Raw genomic sequence first — 20,440 nt, 5'->3', positions numbered from 1 at the left:
CTCAATGCACAGGCAGGATGGGCGATTTGAAGGCAGGCGCGACGATCCCGACGGGGTTGCGGATGGCGCCCGTCAGAGCAAAATCGGATAGGGCTAAAGTTGCGCAAGGCGATCAAGCGTTGCCCGGACGATCACGGCAAAAGCCATGAACGCCTGTTCGTTCCCTCGTAGCGGCACACTGATATCAAATTAATGGCGCGATATTAGATGGCCACTATTTTGGCGTCAATTATTGGATGCGACGACCCGGCGTTGCCGACGAACGGTCATCATGCCGTCAAATACCCTTCAACTGACGTCCCCGGGCAGGGTCAGCGCCTCCTGGCGCAATAATCTGTAAACTCTCCCCTCTTTCGCCGCCCCTCTCATCCCGGTGGCCATCACTTCTTTATATTGCGGAGTCAGCCTTGCGTCTGTTTCACACCTCCGACTGGCACCTTGGGCAGAACCTGCACGGCCAGGAACGCGATTTCGAGCACGCCTGTTTTCTCGAGTGGCTGCTGCGCCAATTGAAGCTGGCGCAGCCGGACGTGCTGCTGATTGCCGGCGACATCTTCGACACGGTCAATCCACCGGTCAAAGCCCAGGAACGCCTCTACGACTTCATCGTCAGCGCCCATGAACAGCAGCCGTTGCTGACCATCGTGATGATCGCCGGCAACCACGATTCCGGTTCGCGGATCGAACTGCCCGCGCCGTTGATGCGGCGTTTGCGTACCCATGCGCTGGGCAGGGTGTTGTGGCTGGATGACGGGCAACTGGATGCGGAGCGTCTGTTGTTGCCGCTGCCGAATGCGTCCGGCGAGATTGCCGCGTGGTGCCTGGCGCTGCCGTTCCTGCGGCCTGCCGAAGTGACCGGCGCGCATCTCGGCGACAACTACCTGCGCGGCATAGGTCAGGTGCATGAATGGCTGATCGAAGCAGCGAATGCCAAGCGCCAACCGGGCCAGGCACTGGTCGCCATCAGCCACGCGCACATGGCCGGTGGTTCGGTATCGGAAGACTCCGAGCGCAGCCTGATCATCGGCAACGCCGAAGCCCTGCCCGCCAGCCTGTTCGGGCCGAGCATCAGCTATGTCGCCCTCGGCCATTTGCACAAGCCGCAGAAGGTCAACGGTGAAGAACGGATTCGCTACAGCGGTTCACCGATCCCGTTGTCATTTTCGGAAATCAGCTATCAGCATCAGGTGCTCGACGTCGTTCTGGACGGCGAAACCCTGGTCAGCGTCGAGCCAATGCTGATCCCCCGCTCCGTCAATCTGCAACGCCTCGGCCCTGCGCCGCTGGCGGAAATCCTGCTGCAACTGGCGGACCTGCCGAATATCGACCTGCTGGCCGAAACCCAGCGTCAGCCGTGGCTGGAAGTGCGGGTGCGCCTCGACGAACCGCAGCCGGATCTGCGCCATCAGGTCGAAAACGCCCTGCAAGGCAAGGCTGTGCGACTGGTGCGAATTGCCGCCGAATACGCCGGCAACCGGGGCGCTGACGGCGCCGAGGACGGCAGCGCGCTGATCGAACTGGACCAGCTCACGCCGCAGGAATTGTTCAGCCGCGCCTGGCTCGACAACTACGGCAGCGAGGTCGATGAGCAAACCCTCAAGGACTTCGCCGAGCTGCTGCAAGACGTCCAGATGGAGAGCGAGCAGCCATGAAGATTCTCGCCATTCGTTTGAAGAACCTCGCTTCGCTGGCCGGCCCGTTCGAGATCGACTTCACCGCCGAACCGCTGGCCAGCGCCGGACTGTTTGCGATCACCGGCCCGACCGGCGCCGGCAAAAGTACCTTGCTCGATGCGCTGTGTCTGGCGCTGTTCGGCGCCGTGCCGCGTCTGAACAACACCGGGCGTGACGCCAAAGTGCCGGACGCCGACGGCGAAATCGCCACCGGCGACCCGCGCACCCTGCTGCGTCGCGGCACGGGTGAAGGCTTTGCCGAAGTAGATTTTGTCGGCGTCGATGGCCGTCGCTATCGCGCGCGCTGGGAAGCCAACCGCGCTCGGGAAAAGGCCGGCGGCAAGTTGCAGGCCAGCCGTCAGAGCCTGCGCGACATCGATCAGGATCAACTGCTCGCCAGCCAGAAAGGCGAGTACAAGACTCAGCTTGAAGCCGCGCTGGGCCTGAACTTCGAACAATTCACCCGCGCCGTGCTGCTGGCCCAGAGCGAATTCAGTGCGTTCCTCAAGGCCGACGACAACGACCGCAGCGAACTGCTGGAAAAACTCACCGATACCGCGCTCTACACCCGCCTCGGCCGCCGCGCATTCGACAAGACCAAGGAGGCCCGCGAAGCCCACAAGCAGTTGCAGGATCAGGCTACCGGCGTGACCCCGCTGGCCCCCGAGGCTCGCGCAGAACTCGACGAGCGCTTCAATGCCGCCCAGCAACAACTCAAGTTGCAGCAGGCGCAGCTCAAACAAATCGAGCAGCAGCACGACTGGCTCAAGGAACTGCTGCGGCTGCAAGACTCGCAACAGGCCGCCGCCGAACAACTGCGCAGCGCCGAGCACGAAAGGGAGTCGCTGGCCGGTGAGCGTCTGAAGCTCACCCGCCTCGAACAACTTGCCCCGCAACGGCACCAGTTCGCCCGCAAAACCGAACTTGATACCCAGCTGACGCCACTCGCTGCACAGATCCACGCGCATACCCAGCAACATAGCGAGCTGACCGAGCGCCAGACGCGACTGGAACAGGATCTCGCCGCAGCGCAGATCGCCCTGACCCAGGCGCAAACGCAGCTGAGCGAAAGCGCGCCGCTGTTGCGCCAGGCTTTCGAGGAGCAAAGCACCCTCGCCCGCCTTGCCAAGGACGTTGCGTCCGGCACCGAAACGAAGCACGCCGCAGAGCAAGCCTGCACTCAGGGCCAAAGCACGATCCAGTCCCTGCTCGATCAGCAAAAACAGGTCGCCGAACGCTTGCAGCGCATTGCCGCTGATCTTGAGCAAAGCGCTCACTTGGCACCATTGAGCGAAGCGTGGAATGCCTATCGCGACCGCTTGCAGCAACTGATGCTGATCGGCAATCGGTTGAACAAGGGCCAAGGTGAACTGGCCTCTCTCGAAGAAAACGCCACTCGCGCCAGCGAAGCGCTCGCCACGCAGAAGCAACAGCTGGAAGTATTGTTCAAGGAGGCTGGTGCCGAACCGGACGCGGTCGCCGAACAGATCGGCATCCTCGGCACTCTGTTGCAGGACAACCGCAAGCAGCTGCGCGCCATTGAAGACCTGACGCGCCTGTGGGCCAGTCAGCAGGAGCTGGACAAACGCAGTGCCGAACTGCAACAGCGTCAGCTCGATGCGCAACAGGAGCGCGAGCGCCTGACCCAGGACGGGGTGAAAACCAAGTCCGAGCTGACTGTCGCCGAACAGACCCTCAACGTCACCCGTGAATTGCTCGAACGTCAGCGTCTGGCCCGCAGTGCCAGTGTCGAAGAGCTGCGCGCGCAGTTGCAGGACGACCAGCCGTGCCCGGTCTGCGGCAGCAACGAACATCCGTATCACCAGCCGGAAGCCCTGTTGCAAAGCCTCGGCCGTCACGACGAAAGCGAGCAGGCCAGCGCGCAGCAAGCCGTCGATCAACTGAAGGAAAAACTCACCGAGCTGCGCGCCAGCGTCGGTGGCGTGATTGCCCAACAGAAAGAGTTGCTGCAACAGCAGGAACAACTGGCTGCTCAGCAACAATCGCTGACGCCGAGCATCGAGGCGCATCCGCTGGCTGCGTCGTTGCTGAATCAGGACAGTGACAAGCGCGCCGCGTGGCTGACTCGCCAGAACGATCAACTGAACCAGAGCATCACCCAGGACGAACAGCGCCAGACCGCCCTGCTCACGTTGCAACAGGATGCGGCGCGTCTGACCCAGCAATTGCGTCAGGCCGAAACCGCACACCACCAAGCGTCGCAGCACCTGAGCAATCAGCAGCGCGAGCTGAGTGCTGATCGCCAACGCCTGGACGAAGAACTGGCGGCCTTCGCCACACTGCTGCCGAGCGACACCCTCGACGCCTTGCGCGCCGAACCGGCCGCGACCTTCATGCAGCTTGACCGGCAGATTGCCGAACGTCTGGCGCAAGTCGATCAACAGAAGGAAGAGCTGGCCGAACAGCAACAACGCCAGCAGACGCTTGAGAAAGAACAGGACCGCCAACAGGGCCGTGTGCAGCAGCTGCAAAACGCTGAGCAGCAGCTCAACACGCTGACAGGGCAACAACAGGCCAGCCAAGAGAAGCTTGCGCAATTGCTGGGTGATCACACCTGCGCCGAGCATTGGCAGCAGCAACTGGAACAGGCGGTGGAACAGGCGCGCAACGCCGAATCCACGACGACTCAGGCGCTGCAGGACGCGCGTACGCAGCTCGTGCAAATCGCCGCCGAACTGAAAGCGCAGCAGGAACGTCTGCAAGCGCTGGAAACCGAAGACCGCGATCTGGCCGGCAAAATTGCCGACTGGCGCGCCCGCCATCCGGAGCTGGATGACGGTGGCCTCGAAGACTTGCTGCGGGTCGATGACGCGCAAGTCGATGAACTGCGCCAGCGCTTGCAGCGCAACGAAAAAGCCGTTGAACAGGCCAAGGTGTTGTTGCAGGAACGCGATCAGCGCCTGCTCGATCATCAGTCCCAACACAACGGCAATCTGGATGCCGAACAACTCGCCAGCGCCCTCGCCGACCTGCAAAACCAGTGCACGGCCAGCGAACAGCAATGCGCCGAACTGCGCGCCGAGCAGGCCGAAGACCAGCGGCGCCAGAATGCCAATCAGGCGCTCGCGCAGCAGATCGCCGACGCCTATGCCGAGTATCAGCGCTGGGCGCGGCTCAATGCGCTGATCGGCTCGGCCACCGGCGACACCTTCCGCAAGATCGCCCAGGCCTACAACCTTGACCTACTGGTGCATCACGCCAACGTGCAGCTGCGGCAACTGGTCAAGCGCTATCGCCTCAAGCGTGGCGGCAGCATGCTCGGCCTGCTGGTGATGGACACCGAAATGGGCGACGAACTGCGCTCGGTGCATTCGCTGTCCGGTGGCGAAACCTTCCTGGTGTCGCTGGCCCTCGCGCTGGGCCTGGCCTCGATGGCGTCGAGCACGTTGAAGATCGAATCACTGTTCATCGACGAAGGTTTCGGCAGCCTAGATCCGGAATCCCTGCAACTGGCCATGGACGCCCTCGACGGCTTGCAGGCGCAAGGCCGCAAGGTCGCGGTGATTTCCCACGTGCAGGAAATGCACGAGCGGATTCCGGTGCAGATTCAGGTACAGCGCCAGGGCAACGGTTTGAGCACACTGGAGGTGAAATGAACACGCTGTATTCCTTCCGCCGCTGCCCGTACGCGATGCGGGCGCGGATGGCCCTGCGTTATTCGGGTGTGCCGATTGAGATCGTTGAAGTCAGCCTGAAAGCCAAACCGGCCCAGATGCTGGCGATCTCGCCCAAGGGCACGGTGCCGGTGCTGGATGCGGACGGTCAGGTGATCGATGAAAGTCTGGAGATCATGCGCTGGGCGCTGGCGCAGAACGATCCGGATGAGTGGTTGCTGGGGGGCGATTCAAGGATCGCCGAGTTGATTGAAGCCAACGATCAAGTGTTCAAGATTCACTTGAATCGCTACAAGTACGCCGAGCGTTATCCGGAACAGCCGATGGAGGTTTATCGCGCGGAAGGTGCGTTGTTCTTGCAGCGGCTCGATGAGCTGCTCGAGGGTCGCGATTACTTGTTGACCGCGCATCCGAGCCTGGCCGATATCGCGCTGTTGCCGTTCGTTCGCCAGTTTGCTCACGTTGATCGTGACTGGTTTGCACAGACGCCTTACGTGCGGTTGCAGGCCTGGTTGCAGCGGTTTCTGGAATCGGAGCTGTTCACCGGCATCATGAAAAAGTAGGCACGTTACGCCAGCACTTCACACATGCCGATGGCCGAGCAATCCACTTCGAACGGACCAAGAAATCCGCTGGCGGTTTTCACTGGCGGATTGCCGGCCAGCAGCCCCAGCGCATTGGCCCGTTCGATGTTGTGAGCGATGCTGTGATTGGCCTCTATGGCCCGGGCCAGTCCACCGACCGAGCCCTGACCGAATCCCAAAAGCGAAGCGCCGTTGGTCATGAACGCCAGTCCGGCAATGACCCAGAGTCTGTAGCCTTTCATGCTCCGCCGACTCCCGCGAGTTCAGCTGAATCCACCGTCGCGTTTTGCGAGCGGAGTTCGAACTGGATGCCGGGATGGGCGACGTCGATTGGTGCTTCGAAGCTGTGTTGCGACTGCGACGCCAGACTGACAAACAGCACCATGACCAGGTACAGACCGATGGCCACGTAGGCGCCGCGTTTAGCGGAAGTGATGATTGAACTGGCCATGATGTGTGCTCCGTGGACAATGTTTCGAGGTCCACAGAATCGATCAAAAAAGCCGGGGTAACCACTCAGGGTTTTCCATAGTAACCATCAGCTTCGTTGATTATTTAGCCGGTCTATCTCGCTGTTTGAAAATAGCTGTCGTCGGTCGTTGCGCAGGCAAAAAACTGCCCAAGGCTGCGATCTTTTGATTTTGCTTTTTGAGAAACAAGATCAAAGGATCGCAGTCTTGGGCAGTTCCAGGGTGTGACGGAAATTTCAGTGTTGAGCTTTGTGATCCAGCGCGGCGTAGAAGTTGGCGCTTTGTTGCAGGTATTTCTGGGTGTAGCTCTGGGTGTGGGATTTTTTGTCGCTGATTTCAACGTTGGCACTGGCTGGCAGAGCCACGGTGGCGGAGATGGCGGAAGCGGCGATGATCGAGAAGAGATTGAAGTTCATGGTGGTAACCCTCGTGTTCAGTTGGCTTGCTTGCCCGGTTGGGCCGTGAAGCAAACTTAACGCTCGAGGGTCTATCGCTTGAAATGCTTTGCAACATTACCTGTTATCAGCAGGATTAATACATAGCTTCAGGCCCCGCAAACCGGGGCCTGCGGCTTATTGACGCACGAGAAACTTCAGATCGCTCGGGGCGTCCATCGACAGTTTTTGCACGGTTTTGCCCAGCAAACCGGTCTTGTCGTCGCGCTCGACCACGACAATCTGGTTGCTCTTCTGGTTGGCGATCAGCAGGAATTTGCCGCTTGGATCGAGGCTGAACTCACGCGGGTGATCGCCTTCCACCGAACGTCGTTGCAGTTCCTTGAGCTGGCCACTGGCCGGGTCGATGGCGAACACCAGCAGCTGATTGGCGGTACCACGGTTGCTGACGTAGAGGAATTTGCCGTCGACGGACGCGTGCAGCGCGGCGGCGGCTTTGTCCGACGTCGGCTGGCCGGCAGCCAGATCGACCAGTTGCGTCTGGGTCAGGACGCCGTCCTTGTAATCGAACACTGCGACCTGAGCACTCATTTCCATGGTCAGCCAGGCATGTTTGCCGTCAGCGCTGAACAGCAGATGACGCGGGCCGCTGCCGGCTGGCAGTTGCACCGACGCGGTTTTCGCCGGGGTCAGCGGCAGTTCCGGGTTGGCTTTCGGGTCGAATTGGTAGATGAAGACCTTGTCCGCACCCAGGTCATTGGAGAACACGTAACGACCGTCCGGCGAGGACACCGTCGAGTGCACGTGGTTCGAGGCTTGGCGCTCGGGATTGACCCGGCTCGCCGGGTGCGCGCTCATCTGCACCACCGGTTTGAGCTTGCCGTCGCTGCCCACCGGCAATACCGCAAGGGTGCCGCCCGGATCTTCAACCACCGAGTAGTTGCTGACGAACAGATGGCTGGCGTCGCCGCTGAGGCTCGAATGGGTCGGCTCGTTGCCCAGGCTCTGCACTTGATTGATCAGGGTCAGGGCGTGGGTCTTCGGATCGATGGAATAACTGCTGACGCGGCCGACCGGATCTTTCTGGCCCGGGCCGTTTTCGTTGACCACGAACACCCGGTGCTGATCCTTCGAAAGGGTCAGCCACGACGGGTTTTCGCTCTTGATCACTTGCAGCGGTTTGGCGGCGATCTGGCCGGTGGCGCTGTTGAAGTTCATCCGGTAGATGCCTTCGCTGGTGCCGGCGGTGTAGGAGCCCACCAAAAACTGGAAGCTCTCGGCCGAGGCACTGGAAAGGCCCATCGCGCCGACACTGCCGGCCATCAGCAATGGCCAGAATTTACGCATGTTCATTCAGTTTCATCCTCGTCGTCGGCACTGCTCAGTACGTCACCGAGGCACACCAGACGGTGTTCGCCAACGGTTTTGGTGTCGCTGGAAAAACCGACGATCAACCAGCTCTGCAGGTCTTCATCAAACGTCGCCGCCGCCACCTGAGCCGGGGTGAATTCCCAGTGCTTGGCGGTACGGCCATCGATGCATTCGATGTGCAGGTTGTCGTCTTCGTCGAGGGCGAATTCGAAAGCGTGCAGGCCGTCGATTTCGACCATACCGCAGTGTTCGAGGGCGTTGAGAAGGGTGTCGGTTACGGCAGTCATGGCAATCATGTCTTTCAGGGGGAAAGGGCCAATGATAGCTCAAAGCCCCGCTCTTGATCGTTCCCACGCTCTGCGTGGGAATGCCTCAAGGGACGCTCCGCGTTCCAGCTCTCGAATGGGACGCAGAGCGTCCCGGGCTGCATTCCCACGCGGAGCGTGGGAACGATCAACGAAACGCAGCGTGGGAACGATCATGGCATGGGGCTTAGAGGGCTTCGCGCGATGGCTTGCCGTCGACCAGCCGCTGAATACGCAGCGGGTTGGCGTTTTTCAGCGGTTCCGGCAGCAGGCTGTCGGGGTAATTCTGGAAGCACACCGGACGCAGGAATCGATCGATCGCCAGCGTCCCCACCGAGGTACCTCGAGCATCGGACGTCGCCGGATACGGACCGCCGTGAACCATCGAATCACAGACTTCGACACCGGTCGGATAACCATTGAGCAGGATCCGCCCGACCTTCTGTTCCAGCAACGGCGTCAGCTCCGGGAAGCGCTCGAAATCCGTCTGCTCGCCGATGATGGTCGCCGTCAGTTGCCCGTGCAGGCCATTCAACGCCGCGCTCAACTGCGCCTGATCGGCCACTTCGACAATCACTGTGGTCGGGCCGAACACCTCTTCCTGCAGCACTTCATCGCCATCGATCAGCAGGCGAACATCCGCTTTGAACAACTGCGGCTGCGCCTGATTGCCCTGTTGCGGATTGCCCGCCAGATGCTCGATGCCAGCGTGCACCAAAAGTTTTTCCACGCCCTTGCCGTAGCTGCCGAGGGTCCCGGCATTGAGCATGGTTTGCGCCGGTTGATCACCGATCAGCGCCGCGACTTGCTCAACGAATGCGGTGAACTGTGGCGAACGGATGCCGATCACCAGGCCCGGATTGGTACAGAACTGACCGCAGCCCTGCACCACCGACGCTGTCAGATCGCGAGCGACCGTTTCCGAACGCACGGCCAGCGCCTGAGGCAACACAATCACCGGGTTGATGCTCGACATCTCGGCGAACACCGGGATCGGCTGAGGCCGCGCGGCAGCCATGTCACACAGCGCCCGTCCGCCCCGCAGCGAACCGGTGAAACCTACCGCCTGAATGGCCGGATGTTTGACCAGCCATTCACCGACGCCACCACCGTAGATCATGTTGTACACACCGGCCGGCATCGCGGTTTTTTCTGCTGCACGGATCAGCGCATCGGCGACCAGCTCAGCGGTGGCCATGTGGCCGCTGTGGGCCTTGAACACCACCGGGCAACCGGCCGCCAGCGCCGACGCGGTATCGCCGCCAGCGGTGGAGAATGCCAGCGGAAAATTGCTTGCACCGAACACCGCCACTGGGCCGAGGCCGATGCGGTATTGGCGCAGATCCGGACGTGGCAGCGGCTGACGATCCGGCAACGGCAAATCGATCCGCGCACCGTAGAAATCACCGCGTCGCAGGACTTTGGCGAACAAGCGCATCTGGCCGCTGGTGCGCCCTCTTTCACCTTGAATCCGCCCGGCCGGCAGTGCGGTTTCGCGACAGACCACGGCGACGAAATCATCGCCCAGCGCGTCCAGTTCATCGGCAATCGCATCGAGAAACTGCGCGCGGCGTTCGGCGCTGAGGCTGCGATACGCCGGATACGCCGCCGCAGCGGCTTTGGCGGCGGCGTCTACTTCCGCTTCCGTGGCCTGAATGAAATCGTGGGGCAGTGCTTCGCCCGTGGTGGCGTCCACGCTCTGCAGCTTGACGTTGCCCGCCGCACTGCGACGACCACCGATGTAGTTGTGACCGAGAATCTGAGTCATGGGATCTCCTTAAAGGGTGCCGATGCTGTCCGGTTCGAATGCCGCTGCGACCGGAGCGATGCCGTTGACCAGCGGTGCGCCGAATTCGGCCTGGCTGATCTCGAACACGTCGCCCGGCTGAGTGCGAATGCCATCGGCGAACGACAGGGTCGCGGTGCCGAAGAAGTGAATGTGCACGTCACCGGGACGCAGGAACTGGCTGTACTTGAAGTGGTGGTATTCGAGGTTCGCCAGGCTGTGGCACATGTTGGCCTCACCGCTGAGGAACTCGTTCTGCCACAGCACTTCACCGTCGCGCAGGATGCGGCTGGTGCCCGCCAGGTGTTGAGGCAATTCACCCGTGCGAAGTTCCGGGCCGTAGCTGCAACTGCGCAGTTTCGAGTGGGCCAGATACAGGTAATTCTTGCGCTCCATGACGTGATCGGAGAATTCGTTGCCCACCGCGAAACCGAGGCGATACGGCTTGCCGTCGTGGCCGATGATGTAGAGCCCGGCCATTTCTGGCTCCTCGCCGGCGTCTTCGGCAAACGGCGGCAGCGGGAACGGCTGACCGGGACGCACAACGATGCTGCCGTCGCCCTTGTAGAACCATTCCGGCTGCACACCGGCCTGCCCCGCCGCCGGTTTTCCGCCCTCCACGCCCCACTTGAAGATGCGCATGGTGTCGGTCATCGCCGCCTCGTCGCCGGCCTGCTGGTGCATCTTGTCCCGGGCCGAGGCGCTGCCGAGGTGCGTGAGGCCGGTGCCGCTGACCAGCAGGTGCGCCGGGTCCGGGTGGTCCAGCGGTGGCAAAATGCGCAGTTTGGCCAGCAATTCGGCGTAATCGTGACTGATGCCGAGGCCAAGGGTTTGCACTTGCTGCGCGAGGGTGCTGCCAGCCTCGATCGCGGCCAGGGCCAGATCGCGAACCGTGCGCGCATCTTGTACTTCACGCACGAGGCCGTCCTCGACCACCCCGACACGGCGCTCGCCGCTACTCAATTCGAATTGAACCAGATGCATGATGTTCTCCTGTTAAAACAAATCCTGGATCGAAATCAGGTACGCGTCGCACCCCGTGCACTCGCTGCAAATTGCTCGACTGGCAGCACATGCTTGCGCTCCAGCAAGCGATAGACGACACCCGTCAGAATCAGCCCGAACACCATCACCCCGGACAGGAAGTACAGGCCCGAAGCGAGGTTGCCGGTGTATTCCTTCAGCGCGCCGATCACGAACGGGCCGATGTAACCGCCGAGGTTGCCCACCGAGTTGATCAACGCGATCCCGGCCGCCGCGCTGGCACCGGCAAAGAACCGCCCCGGCAGCGTCCAGAACACCGCCGTGCAGGAAAACAGCGCGAACGCCACCAGACACAACGCCGCCAGTTGCGCCACCGGCAACGACAGCCACGCGCTGAGGAACAGGCCGATCGCGCCCAGCACATAAAGCACCGCCAGATGGCCGTAGCGATCATTCAAACGGTCGGAGCTGCGCGGAATGATCAGCAGGCCGATGATCCCGAAAATGTACGGCACCGAAGACACGAAACCTGTCACCAGATCGCTGCCGCCGAACTGTTTGATCAGGGTCGGCAGCCACAGGCCCAGGCCATAAATGCTCAGGGTCACCGGCAGGTAAAACAGCGCCAGCAGCAGCACGCGTTTGTCTTTCAGTGCATGCAGCGGATTGCCGTGACGGGTCTGGCCGTATTCCTGCAGGTCCTTTTTCAGCTCGCCGGTCAGCCAGTCCTTTTCGGCCTGGTCCATCCATTTCACTTGCTGCGGGCCGTCCGGCAGCCAGCGCAGTACCGGCCAGGTCAGCAGGATCGCCGGGGTGCCGATGACGATGAACAGCCACTGCCAGCCATGCAGGCCGAGGATGCCGTCCATGCCCAGCAAACCGCCCGAAACGGGGCCGGTGATCATCATCGCGATGGGTTGGGAAAGGATGAACAGCCCGAGGATCTTGCCGCGATGGCGCACCGGAAACCATTGGGTGATGTAGTACAGAACGCCGGGAAAGAACCCCGCCTCCGCCGCGCCGAGCAGAAAGCGCATCACGTAGAAACTGTGCGGGCCCTGGACGAAGGCCATGCCGATGGTGATCGCGCCCCAGGTGATCATGATCCGCGCAAACCAGCGCCGCGCGCCGAAGCGTTCGAGCATCAGGTTGCTGGGGATTTCAAACAGAAAGTAGCCGATGAAAAACAGCCCGGCACCGAGGCCGTAGGCAGCATCGCCGATACCGATGTCGGCGCCCATGTGCAGCTTGGCGAAGCCGACGGCCGAGCGATCCACATAGGCGATCAGGTACAGCAGGATCAGGAAGGGAATCAGTTTCAGCGTGATGCGCCGGACAAGCCGCAGTTCCTGGCTCATGAGATCGGTCTCCGATTGTTGTTTTTATGGAACCTCGGGGAACGCCTCTCGCGGAAAATCGCCAGGGCCATCCCTCCGTCGAAAACGACTATATAGTAATACTAATTATGCGACAACACTTCCAAATCGACGATTTTGCGCATATGTTTAGCCGAAGCTCGCAAACAATAGTCTTACAATAAGAGAATCGATCATGTCTGATAAGAAACTCACCCTGCGCTCCGCCCAATGGTTTGGCACGGCCGACAAGAACGGCTTCATGTACCGCAGCTGGATGAAGAATCAGGGCATCGCCGACCATCAGTTCCATGGCAAGCCGATCATCGGCATCTGCAACACCTGGTCGGAACTGACCCCGTGCAACGCGCACTTCCGCCAGATCGCAGAGCACGTCAAACGCGGGGTGATCGAGGCTGGCGGCTTCCCGGTGGAATTCCCGGTGTTCTCCAACGGCGAATCGAACCTGCGCCCAACCGCCATGCTCACCCGCAACCTGGCGAGCATGGACGTCGAGGAAGCGATTCGCGGCAACCCGATTGACGGCGTGGTGCTGCTGACCGGTTGCGACAAGACCACCCCGGCCCTGCTGATGGGCGCAGCCAGTTGCGACGTGCCGGCGATCGTCGTCACCGGCGGGCCGATGCTCAACGGCAAGCACAAAGGCAAGGACATCGGCTCCGGCACCGTGGTCTGGCAGCTCAGCGAACAGGTCAAGGCCGGCACCATCACGATTGATGATTTCCTCGCGGCCGAGGGCGGCATGTCCCGCTCGGCCGGTACCTGCAACACCATGGGCACCGCGTCGACCATGGCTTGCATGGCCGAAGCACTGGGCACGTCCCTGCCACACAACGCGGCGATTCCGGCGGTGGATGCGCGGCGTTATGTGTTGGCGCACATGTCCGGCATGCGTGCGGTGGAGATGGTTCGTGAGGATCTGAAACTGTCGAAGATCCTGACCAAGGAAGCCTTCGAAAATGCGATCCGGGTCAACGCAGCGATTGGCGGTTCGACCAACGCGGTAATCCACCTCAAAGCCATCGCCGGGCGCATTGGCGTCGAGCTGGATCTGGACGACTGGACCCGCATCGGTCGCGGCATGCCGACCATTGTCGACCTGCAACCGTCCGGGCGTTTCCTGATGGAAGAGTTCTACTACGCCGGGGGATTGCCGGCCGTGTTGCGCCGCCTCGGCGAAGCCAATCTGATTCCGAATCCGAACGCGCTGACCGTCAACGGCAAATCCATCGGCGAGAACACCAAGGACGCGCCGATCTACGGTGAAGACGAAGTGATCCGCACCCTCGACAATCCGATCCGCGCCGACGGCGGCATCTGCGTGTTGCGCGGCAACCTCGCGCCACTGGGCGCGGTGCTCAAACCGTCAGCCGCAACGCCGGAGCTGATGCAGCACCGTGGCCGCGCGGTGGTGTTCGAGAACTTCGACATGTACAAGGCGCGCATCAACGACCCGGAACTGGACGTCGATGCCAACTCGATTCTGGTGATGAAGAACTGCGGGCCGAAGGGTTATCCGGGCATGGCCGAAGTCGGCAACATGGGGCTGCCGGCCAAGCTGCTGGCGCAGGGCGTGACCGACATGGTACGTATCTCCGATGCGCGCATGAGCGGCACGGCCTACGGCACCGTTGTGTTGCATGTCGCGCCGGAAGCGGCGGCCGGCGGGCCTTTGGCGGCAGTGAAGGAAGGTGACTGGATCGAGCTGGACTGCGCCAGCGGGCGTTTGCATCTGGACATTCCGGACGCTGAACTGGCGGCGCGCATGGCGGATCTGCAAGCGCCGCAGCAGCTGTTGGTGGGTGGGTATCGTCAGTTGTATATCGACCATGTGCTGCAGGCGGATCAGGGTTGCGATTTCGACTTCCTGGTAGGTTGCCGAGGGGCTGAAGTCCCCCGCCATTCCCACTAACACCGCCGTCCCCCTGCCCTGATCATTCCCACGCTCTGCGTGGGAATGCAGCCCGGGACGCTCTGTGTCCCATTCGAGAACTGGAACGCAGAGCGTCCCTTCAGGCATTCCCACGCGGAGCGTGGGAACGATCATTGCCTCGCTCCAGATTACGCCGTGCCTGCTATGATGCGCGGCATCTCCATCGCTCAGGATCGCGCCACTCCCCATGGATTACCGCAAACCTTCCGACCGTAAAAGCATGCACTCGCGCATCGTCCAGGAACTGGGCATGCAGATTGTTTCCGGACGCTTTCTGCCCTGCGACAAGCTGCCCGCCGAAGCCTTGCTCTGCGAGGAATACGCGGTCAGCCGGCCGGTGTTGCGCGAAGCCACCCGAGTGCTGGTCGCCAAGGGCCTGGTGTATTCGAAACCGCGCGTCGGCACCGTGGTCAAGCCACGCCGCGAATGGCACATGCTCGACCCGGACGTGCTGCACTGGCTGATGCAAAGCAGCCCGCAGAACGAGTTCTTCAACGTCCTGACCAGCGTGCGCAGCATCATCGAACCCGCCGCCGCCGCCCTCGCCGCCCAGCACGCCACCGATGCCGACATTGCGTCGATTGCCGAGGCTTACCAGCGCATGGAAGCGGCGCCGACCCCGGAAGCCTTGCTGCAACCGGATCTGGACTTTCACAGCCGGATCGCCGATGCGACCCACAACGATTTGCTGGCCAATCTGTGCAACATGCTTGCGGTGGCGATTGCCGAGGCGTTGAAGCATTCGAATCAGCGGCCGAATCTGCATGAGCTGGCGTTGCCTCGGCACAAGGCGATTTTGACGGCGATCGAGAATCGGGATGCGTTGGGGGCTCGGCATGCGACGTTGGTGCAGCTGGATGATGCGCGCAGCGCCTTGAGTGTTGTGCTTGGGGCGGATCTTTCGTAAGCCTTTAGTCCGCCTGCCCTCACCCTAGCCCTCTCCCAGGGGGAGAGGGCACCAATCCGGGGATATTGGAGAGATACACCGACTTGAACGATCTGCCTTGAATCCGTAATTGACTCGGTTTTTCAGGTCGATGGTTGACGAAGCACAACCCGGTCAGTCCCCTCTCCCTTTGGGAGAGGGCTAGGGTGAGGGGGCTTTTGCTCTCACACCATAAAAAAAGCCGCAACCCTTCAAGGTTGCGGCTTTTTCATTTCAGCCAACCGGATCAGTGAGCAAACAGAGAATTTCCCTTCTGCCCCGCCAGTTTCTCCGGCTTGATCAGGAACTTCGCCAGTGCCGGCAATAGCCACAGCGCACCGAACATGTTCCACAGCAGCATGAAGGTCAGCATCAGGCCCATGTCGGCCTGGAACTTGATCGCCGAGAAGATCCAGGTGCACACGCCGATGGCCAGGCACAGACCGGTGAACAGCACCGCTTTACCGGTGGATTTCAGGGTCTGGTAATAGGCTTCCTGCAGCGGCAAACCGGCACGCAGGAAACTTTCCAGGCGGCTGTAGATGTAGATGCCGTAGTCCACGCCGATGCCCACGCCCAACGCCACTACCGGCAGCGTCGCTACCTTCACGCCGATACCCATGAACGCCATCAGCGCGTTACCCAGCACCGAGGTCAGCACCAGCGGCAGCACGATGCACAGGGTCGCCGCCCACGAGCGGAAGGTGATCATGCACATCACCGCCACGCAGATGTACACCAGGATCAGAATGGTCAGCTCGGACTTCTTGATCACCTCGTTGGTGGCCGCCTCGATCCCGGCGTTACCAGCCGCGAGGATGAACTCCAGGCCTTCCTTGTTGTTTTCCTTGGCGAAGTCCTGCACCGCATGCACGGCGCGATCCAGGGTTTCGGCCTTGTGGTCGTTGAGGAACACCAGCACCGGCGCCAGCGAGCAACTGTTGTTGTACAGGCCGTCGGCCCGGGCGATTGAGTTGTTCAGCACATCCGGGTTGCGCGACAGGGTTTCCCATTTCAGGTTGCCCTCGTTCATGCCCTTGATCATCTGCTTGGACACGGTCACCAGCGAGATCGCCGACTGCACGCCCTCGGTGTTCTGCATCTTCCACATCAGTTCGTCGATCGGCGCCATGGCTTCATAGCGCGAGCAGCCTTCGGACTTGGTCTTGACCATCACCACCAGCACGTCGGAACTGGTCGAATAGTTGCTGATGATGAAGTTGTTGTCCTTGTTGTAGCGCGAGTCCGGACGCAGTTCCGGCGCGCCCTGGTCGAGGTCACCGATTTTCAGGTTCTGGCTGTACCAGAGACCGCCGCCGAAGGCGACCAGCGCCAGGGCGATGGAAATCGGCGCGACTTTCGGGTTGGCGAAATTCGACAGCAGACGCCAGAACGGATGCTCGCGATGCGCGTCCTTCTTGCTCTTGGCGATGGCGCGCTTGCTGATGCCGACATAGGAAATCGCCACCGGCAGCAGGATCAGGTTGGTGAACACGATCACTGCCACGCCGATGGAAGCGCCGATGGCCAGCTCGCGGATCACGCCGATGTCGATGATCAGCAGCGTGATGAAGCCGACGGCGTCTGCCAGAATCGCGATCATCCCCGGCAGGAACAATTGACGGAATGTCCGCCGTGCGGCCGTCAACGCGTTGTCCGCCTCACCGGATTGCAGGGCGATACCGTTGATTTTCTGCACGCCGTGGGAAATGCCGATGGCGAAGATCAGGAACGGCACCAGCATCGAATACGGATCGAGGCCGAACCCGAAGAAGTGCATCAACCCGAGTTGCCAGACCACCGCCACCAGCGTGGTGCTCAACACCGCCACAGTGCTGCGCAGGCAGTTGGTGAACCACAGCAGCAGGATCAGGGTGATGACGAAGGCGATGCCGAAGAACATCACCACCATCACCAGGCCGTCGATCAGGTCACCGACCTTCTTGGCGAAGCCGACGATGTGGATCTTGACGTTGGGGTTCTGCGCTTCGAACTTGTTGCGGATCTTGTCTTCGAGCTCATGGGAGAACTGGCGATAGTCCAGCGCCAGCAACTTGCCCTGGTCCTGCGGGTCCGGGTAGGACTCCAGCAGCGGGATGTCGACGATGCTCGACTTGAAGTCGTTGGCCACCAGACGCCCGACCTGACCGGACTTGAGCACGTTGTTGCGCAGCAGATCGAGGCTGTCCTGGGAGCCATTGTAGCTCTGCGGGATCACTTCGCCGCCGGCAAAACCTTCCTCGGTCACTTCGGTCCAGCGCACGCTCGGGCTCCACAGCGACTTGAGGCCGGAACGGTCGACGCCGGAGATGTAGAACACCTCGTCGTTGATCTGACGCAGGGTCTCCATGTACTCCTTGGAGAAGATGTCGCCATCCTTCGCTTCCACCGAAATACGCACGGTGTTGCCCAGGTTCGCCAGATCGTTGCGGTGCTCCATCATCTTCTCGATGAACGGATGCTTGAGCGGGATCATCTTTTCGAAACTGGTGGACGGGCGGATCAGCGTGGCCTGCCAGAACAGGAAAATGCTGACCAGCAGGCAGATCACGATCACTGCCGGGCGGTTGTTGAAGATCAGGCGCTCAAGAAACGTCGCCTTGTCCTGATGATGAGTGCTCAAGGAAGTCATAGCCCCGCCTTCTTATTATTGATTCGGCTCATTTGCCCAGCTCGGCGCCGTTCGCAGTAGTGACCCGCACGCCACCCTGCCCGCTCAGGATCAGATTGCCGTTGCCGGCGGCGGTGACCGACGACAGCGAGATGCGATCCGGACGGTTGAACACGCTGAAGGTTTCGCCGTTGTCGCTGCTGCTGACCACCGAGCCGCCGTTGCCGACGATGACGATGGAGCCATCTTCGAGCAGTGTGGCACCGGACAGGCCGAACTCCAGCGAACCGCGCGCAGCTTTCAGTTCGACCTGCTCCCAGGTGCTGCCGAAATCGGTGGAGCGGTAAAGGTTGCCGCGCAGACCGTAGGCCAGCAGGGTTTGCGGCTGCGCCGTACCGATCACGCCGAACAGCGAGCCTTCGTACGGGCCTTCGAGTTTTTCCCAGGTCTGGCCCCAGTCGGCGGAGCGGAACATGCTGCCCGACTCACCGACGATGAACAGGCCGGCGTCTTTTACGGAAGCGATGGCGTTGAGGTGGAACTGGTCTTCGTTGTCGAGGCGGTCGCTGACGTCTTCCCAGTTTTTGCCACCGTCGGTGGTTTCCAGCAGCGCGCCGTAGGCACCTACGGCCAGGCCACTGTTGACGTCCTTGAACCAGACGTCGAGCAGCGGCGACTCACGCTTGAGGTCTTCGAACTGTTTGGTCCAGGTCAGGCCGCCGTCTTCGCTGGCGAGGATCTGTGCGTCGTGGCCGACGGCCCAGCCGTGCTTGTCATCGACGAAATACACGGCGGTCAGCAACTGGCGGCTCGGCACTTTGGCCTGGGTCCAGGTCTTGCCCTGATCGTCGGAATAGAGAATGTGCCCGCGATCCCCAACCGCCACCAGCCGGGTTCCGGCGTGAACGACATCGAGCATCAGGCTTTTCGAGGCCTTGGCCGATTCGGTGGAATAGACCACGTCGGCTGGCGCTTCGGCGGCGAGAACCGGCGCCGACAATGTGGCAAAGCCCAGCAGAGAGAGTGCTGTGGCCAGCAACGCGGTGTTGCGTAACGCCGGCGGGCGGCAACGACTCATAGACCTTCCCCTGTTTATTATTGTTGGTCATGGACCTTAAGGGCGCCGCAAGGGTGCTCACGGTGACTGCCTGGTCACAAGCATAGTCCTGAAACCCGCCATCCAGAGCCCCTTCGGAAGCTGGCTCATCCTATCGGGCATTCGAAACGTCTGACAATCGGCGCAACGTTATCTTTTGTTAACCGCGAAGGAGCGGGGTTGCGAGCGAATGGAGGGGTATTCGCCGGGTTGATGAACCCGCATCTGGCCCCTCGTCAAAAATAATCATCCAGCTTCAACCTCTGAGCCGCGTCATCTTTCAGAACCCGGATCGACTGCATGTCGCAAGGCATAGTCTCGAAGACATAACCCTTGGCCCCGGGAATTGCGACAACCGCTTTTTTTTCACTGATCAATGCCGCTCTGGCGCCATGGGGCATCCCGGGGATGGCGCATTCGCGCGGATGAAGATGAAACGAGGCGAATACCAGAGCTTCCTGAACACCTTCTTCGACATGTTTGAGAACAAAAACCCACACACTCCATGAACTGCTGACGGTGAAAAGAGACACGCCGAGGACAATCCAGCGCATGGTCGCGCGCCTGATGTGGCTACGACCGGATTTGTATTTTTTCCAGAACGGCGCTGACAGAGGATCGCGCTTCGCCGACTCGCGGAATGTCGGCTTCACTTCATTCATGAACATATATGTGACGATGACAATGAGACTGCCCAGCATCGTCGCGGCGTATAGCCAAGTGAATGCAAGTATCAGCAACGTCAGCGTCTTTTGTGCGACGGGAAACTGGGTGGCTTCGACTCGCGTGTAGTGAACGATGAAATAGTCAGCCCAGGCACTCGCAAACTGGCCGATACCCAACGTTATCAAGGCCGCGGTGAGGGCCAGCCACCAGAAGTTTTCCCTGAATTTGGCGACCAGATTGAAATATCTGATCGAGAGGACCAATGAACTCAGGCACAGGGTGACCCATACCTGCAAGACCACACTCAGATCCGCAGGGCTGCCCAGCCTGGTCCATAAAGCGAGCAACAGCAGCAGCGCCAGCGACACAAGGGTCAGCGCCGCCAGATACTCGTCGACCCCCCACCATCGAATGCTGTAGTTGAGCTTCCAGGGCCAGTGTTTCGAACCTGTTCTGACAAACATCGGGCCATCCATGCAGCGTCTGGCCACTTCCAGTACGAAAGCGAAAATCAAATAGGTAGCAATGTAGGGGAGCATTGATCGCGAGCGTCCTTTCTCTCAGATCGGACAATGTTATCCCAAGCCTTCCGCTTATCCGATCAACGCCTCTAAACATTTGAACTGCCGC

The 20,440-nt window shown here is 60.9% G+C and carries 16 protein-coding genes; 5 read left to right on the top strand and 11 right to left on the bottom strand.

Annotated features, from left to right (window positions below):
- Positions 1-407: 407 nt before the first annotated feature.
- From L6D82_RS15900 to L6D82_RS15890, 3 genes are read left to right on the top strand one after another with little or no spacing between them, the layout of a single operon-like run.
- The gene (locus L6D82_RS15900; RefSeq protein WP_236190325.1) at positions 408-1,652 is read left to right on the top strand and encodes an exonuclease SbcCD subunit D C-terminal domain-containing protein; all 1,245 of its coding nucleotides are present in this window, start codon (positions 408-410) and stop codon (positions 1,650-1,652) included.
- Entirely contained in the window at positions 1,649-5,290 is a 3,642-nt protein-coding gene (locus L6D82_RS15895; RefSeq protein ID WP_236190324.1) for an AAA family ATPase, read from the top strand. The genes L6D82_RS15900 and L6D82_RS15895 overlap by 4 nt, the downstream gene beginning before the upstream one ends.
- On the top strand, positions 5,287-5,871 hold the full coding sequence (locus tag L6D82_RS15890; RefSeq protein ID WP_236190322.1) for a glutathione S-transferase: 585 nt from the start codon (positions 5,287-5,289) through the stop codon (positions 5,869-5,871). The genes L6D82_RS15895 and L6D82_RS15890 overlap by 4 nt, the downstream gene beginning before the upstream one ends.
- A 5-nt stretch (positions 5,872-5,876) precedes the next feature.
- Here L6D82_RS15890 and L6D82_RS15885 read toward each other — a convergent pair whose 3' ends face one another.
- The 8 genes from L6D82_RS15885 to L6D82_RS15850 form a co-directional block, all read right to left on the bottom strand.
- On the bottom strand, positions 5,877-6,134 hold the full coding sequence (locus L6D82_RS15885; RefSeq protein ID WP_011334600.1) for a hypothetical protein: 258 nt from the start codon (positions 6,132-6,134) through the stop codon (positions 5,877-5,879).
- A complete protein-coding gene (locus tag L6D82_RS15880; RefSeq protein ID WP_085746241.1) occupies positions 6,131-6,343 on the bottom strand; it encodes a hypothetical protein in 213 nt (70 codons plus the stop codon). The genes L6D82_RS15885 and L6D82_RS15880 overlap by 4 nt, the downstream gene beginning before the upstream one ends.
- A 255-nt stretch (positions 6,344-6,598) precedes the next feature.
- Positions 6,599-6,778 carry a hypothetical protein gene (locus L6D82_RS15875; RefSeq protein WP_011334602.1) on the bottom strand — a complete coding sequence of 60 codons (180 nt, stop codon included), beginning with the start codon at positions 6,776-6,778 and terminating at the stop codon, positions 6,599-6,601.
- A gap of 156 nt (positions 6,779-6,934) precedes the next feature.
- Positions 6,935-8,110, bottom strand: coding sequence for a lactonase family protein (locus tag L6D82_RS15870; RefSeq protein WP_236190320.1), 1,176 nt, complete (start codon positions 8,108-8,110; stop codon positions 6,935-6,937).
- Positions 8,107-8,415 (bottom strand): DUF5629 family protein, encoded by a 309-nt coding sequence (locus L6D82_RS15865; RefSeq protein ID WP_085746274.1) that lies wholly within the window; start codon positions 8,413-8,415, stop codon positions 8,107-8,109. The genes L6D82_RS15870 and L6D82_RS15865 overlap by 4 nt, the downstream gene beginning before the upstream one ends.
- A 205-nt stretch (positions 8,416-8,620) precedes the next feature.
- A complete protein-coding gene (locus tag L6D82_RS15860; RefSeq protein WP_236190318.1) occupies positions 8,621-10,201 on the bottom strand; it encodes an aldehyde dehydrogenase (NADP(+)) in 1,581 nt (526 codons plus the stop codon).
- Positions 10,202-10,210: 9 nt separating this feature from the next.
- Positions 10,211-11,203: an AraD1 family protein gene (araD1, locus tag L6D82_RS15855; protein WP_085746238.1), complete on the bottom strand. Its 993-nt coding sequence runs from the start codon at positions 11,201-11,203 to the stop codon at positions 10,211-10,213.
- Positions 11,204-11,238: 35 nt separating this feature from the next.
- Positions 11,239-12,561, bottom strand: a complete 1,323-nt coding sequence (locus L6D82_RS15850) for an MFS transporter (RefSeq protein WP_007957417.1) — start codon at positions 12,559-12,561, stop codon at positions 11,239-11,241.
- A 193-nt stretch (positions 12,562-12,754) separates the two neighbouring features.
- Here L6D82_RS15850 and L6D82_RS15845 point away from each other — a divergent pair, with 193 nt between their 5' ends.
- Entirely contained in the window at positions 12,755-14,491 is a 1,737-nt protein-coding gene (locus L6D82_RS15845) for an IlvD/Edd family dehydratase (RefSeq protein ID WP_236190317.1), read from the top strand.
- Between the two features lie 208 nt (positions 14,492-14,699).
- Complete coding sequence (locus L6D82_RS15840; RefSeq protein ID WP_011334609.1) at positions 14,700-15,419, top strand: FadR/GntR family transcriptional regulator; 720 nt, start codon at positions 14,700-14,702, stop codon at positions 15,417-15,419.
- Between the two features lie 265 nt (positions 15,420-15,684).
- On the opposite strand, the gene L6D82_RS15835 is transcribed toward L6D82_RS15840, so the two are convergent.
- The 3 genes from L6D82_RS15835 to L6D82_RS15825 form a co-directional block, all read right to left on the bottom strand.
- Complete coding sequence (locus L6D82_RS15835; protein WP_007957414.1) at positions 15,685-18,069, bottom strand: efflux RND transporter permease subunit; 2,385 nt, start codon at positions 18,067-18,069, stop codon at positions 15,685-15,687.
- A gap of 28 nt (positions 18,070-18,097) precedes the next feature.
- Positions 18,098-19,126, bottom strand: a complete 1,029-nt coding sequence (locus L6D82_RS15830) for a WD40/YVTN/BNR-like repeat-containing protein (RefSeq protein WP_085746236.1) — start codon at positions 19,124-19,126, stop codon at positions 18,098-18,100.
- A 254-nt stretch (positions 19,127-19,380) separates the two neighbouring features.
- Positions 19,381-20,349 carry a hypothetical protein gene (locus L6D82_RS15825; protein ID WP_129974260.1) on the bottom strand — a complete coding sequence of 323 codons (969 nt, stop codon included), beginning with the start codon at positions 20,347-20,349 and terminating at the stop codon, positions 19,381-19,383.
- Between the last annotated feature and the right edge of the window lie 91 nt (positions 20,350-20,440).

This window comes from Pseudomonas paraglycinae, from assembly GCF_021601625.1.
Classification (GTDB): Bacteria; Pseudomonadota; Gammaproteobacteria; order Pseudomonadales; family Pseudomonadaceae; genus Aquipseudomonas; species Aquipseudomonas paraglycinae.
This window is presented reverse-complemented; position numbering and strand designations above follow the sequence as displayed.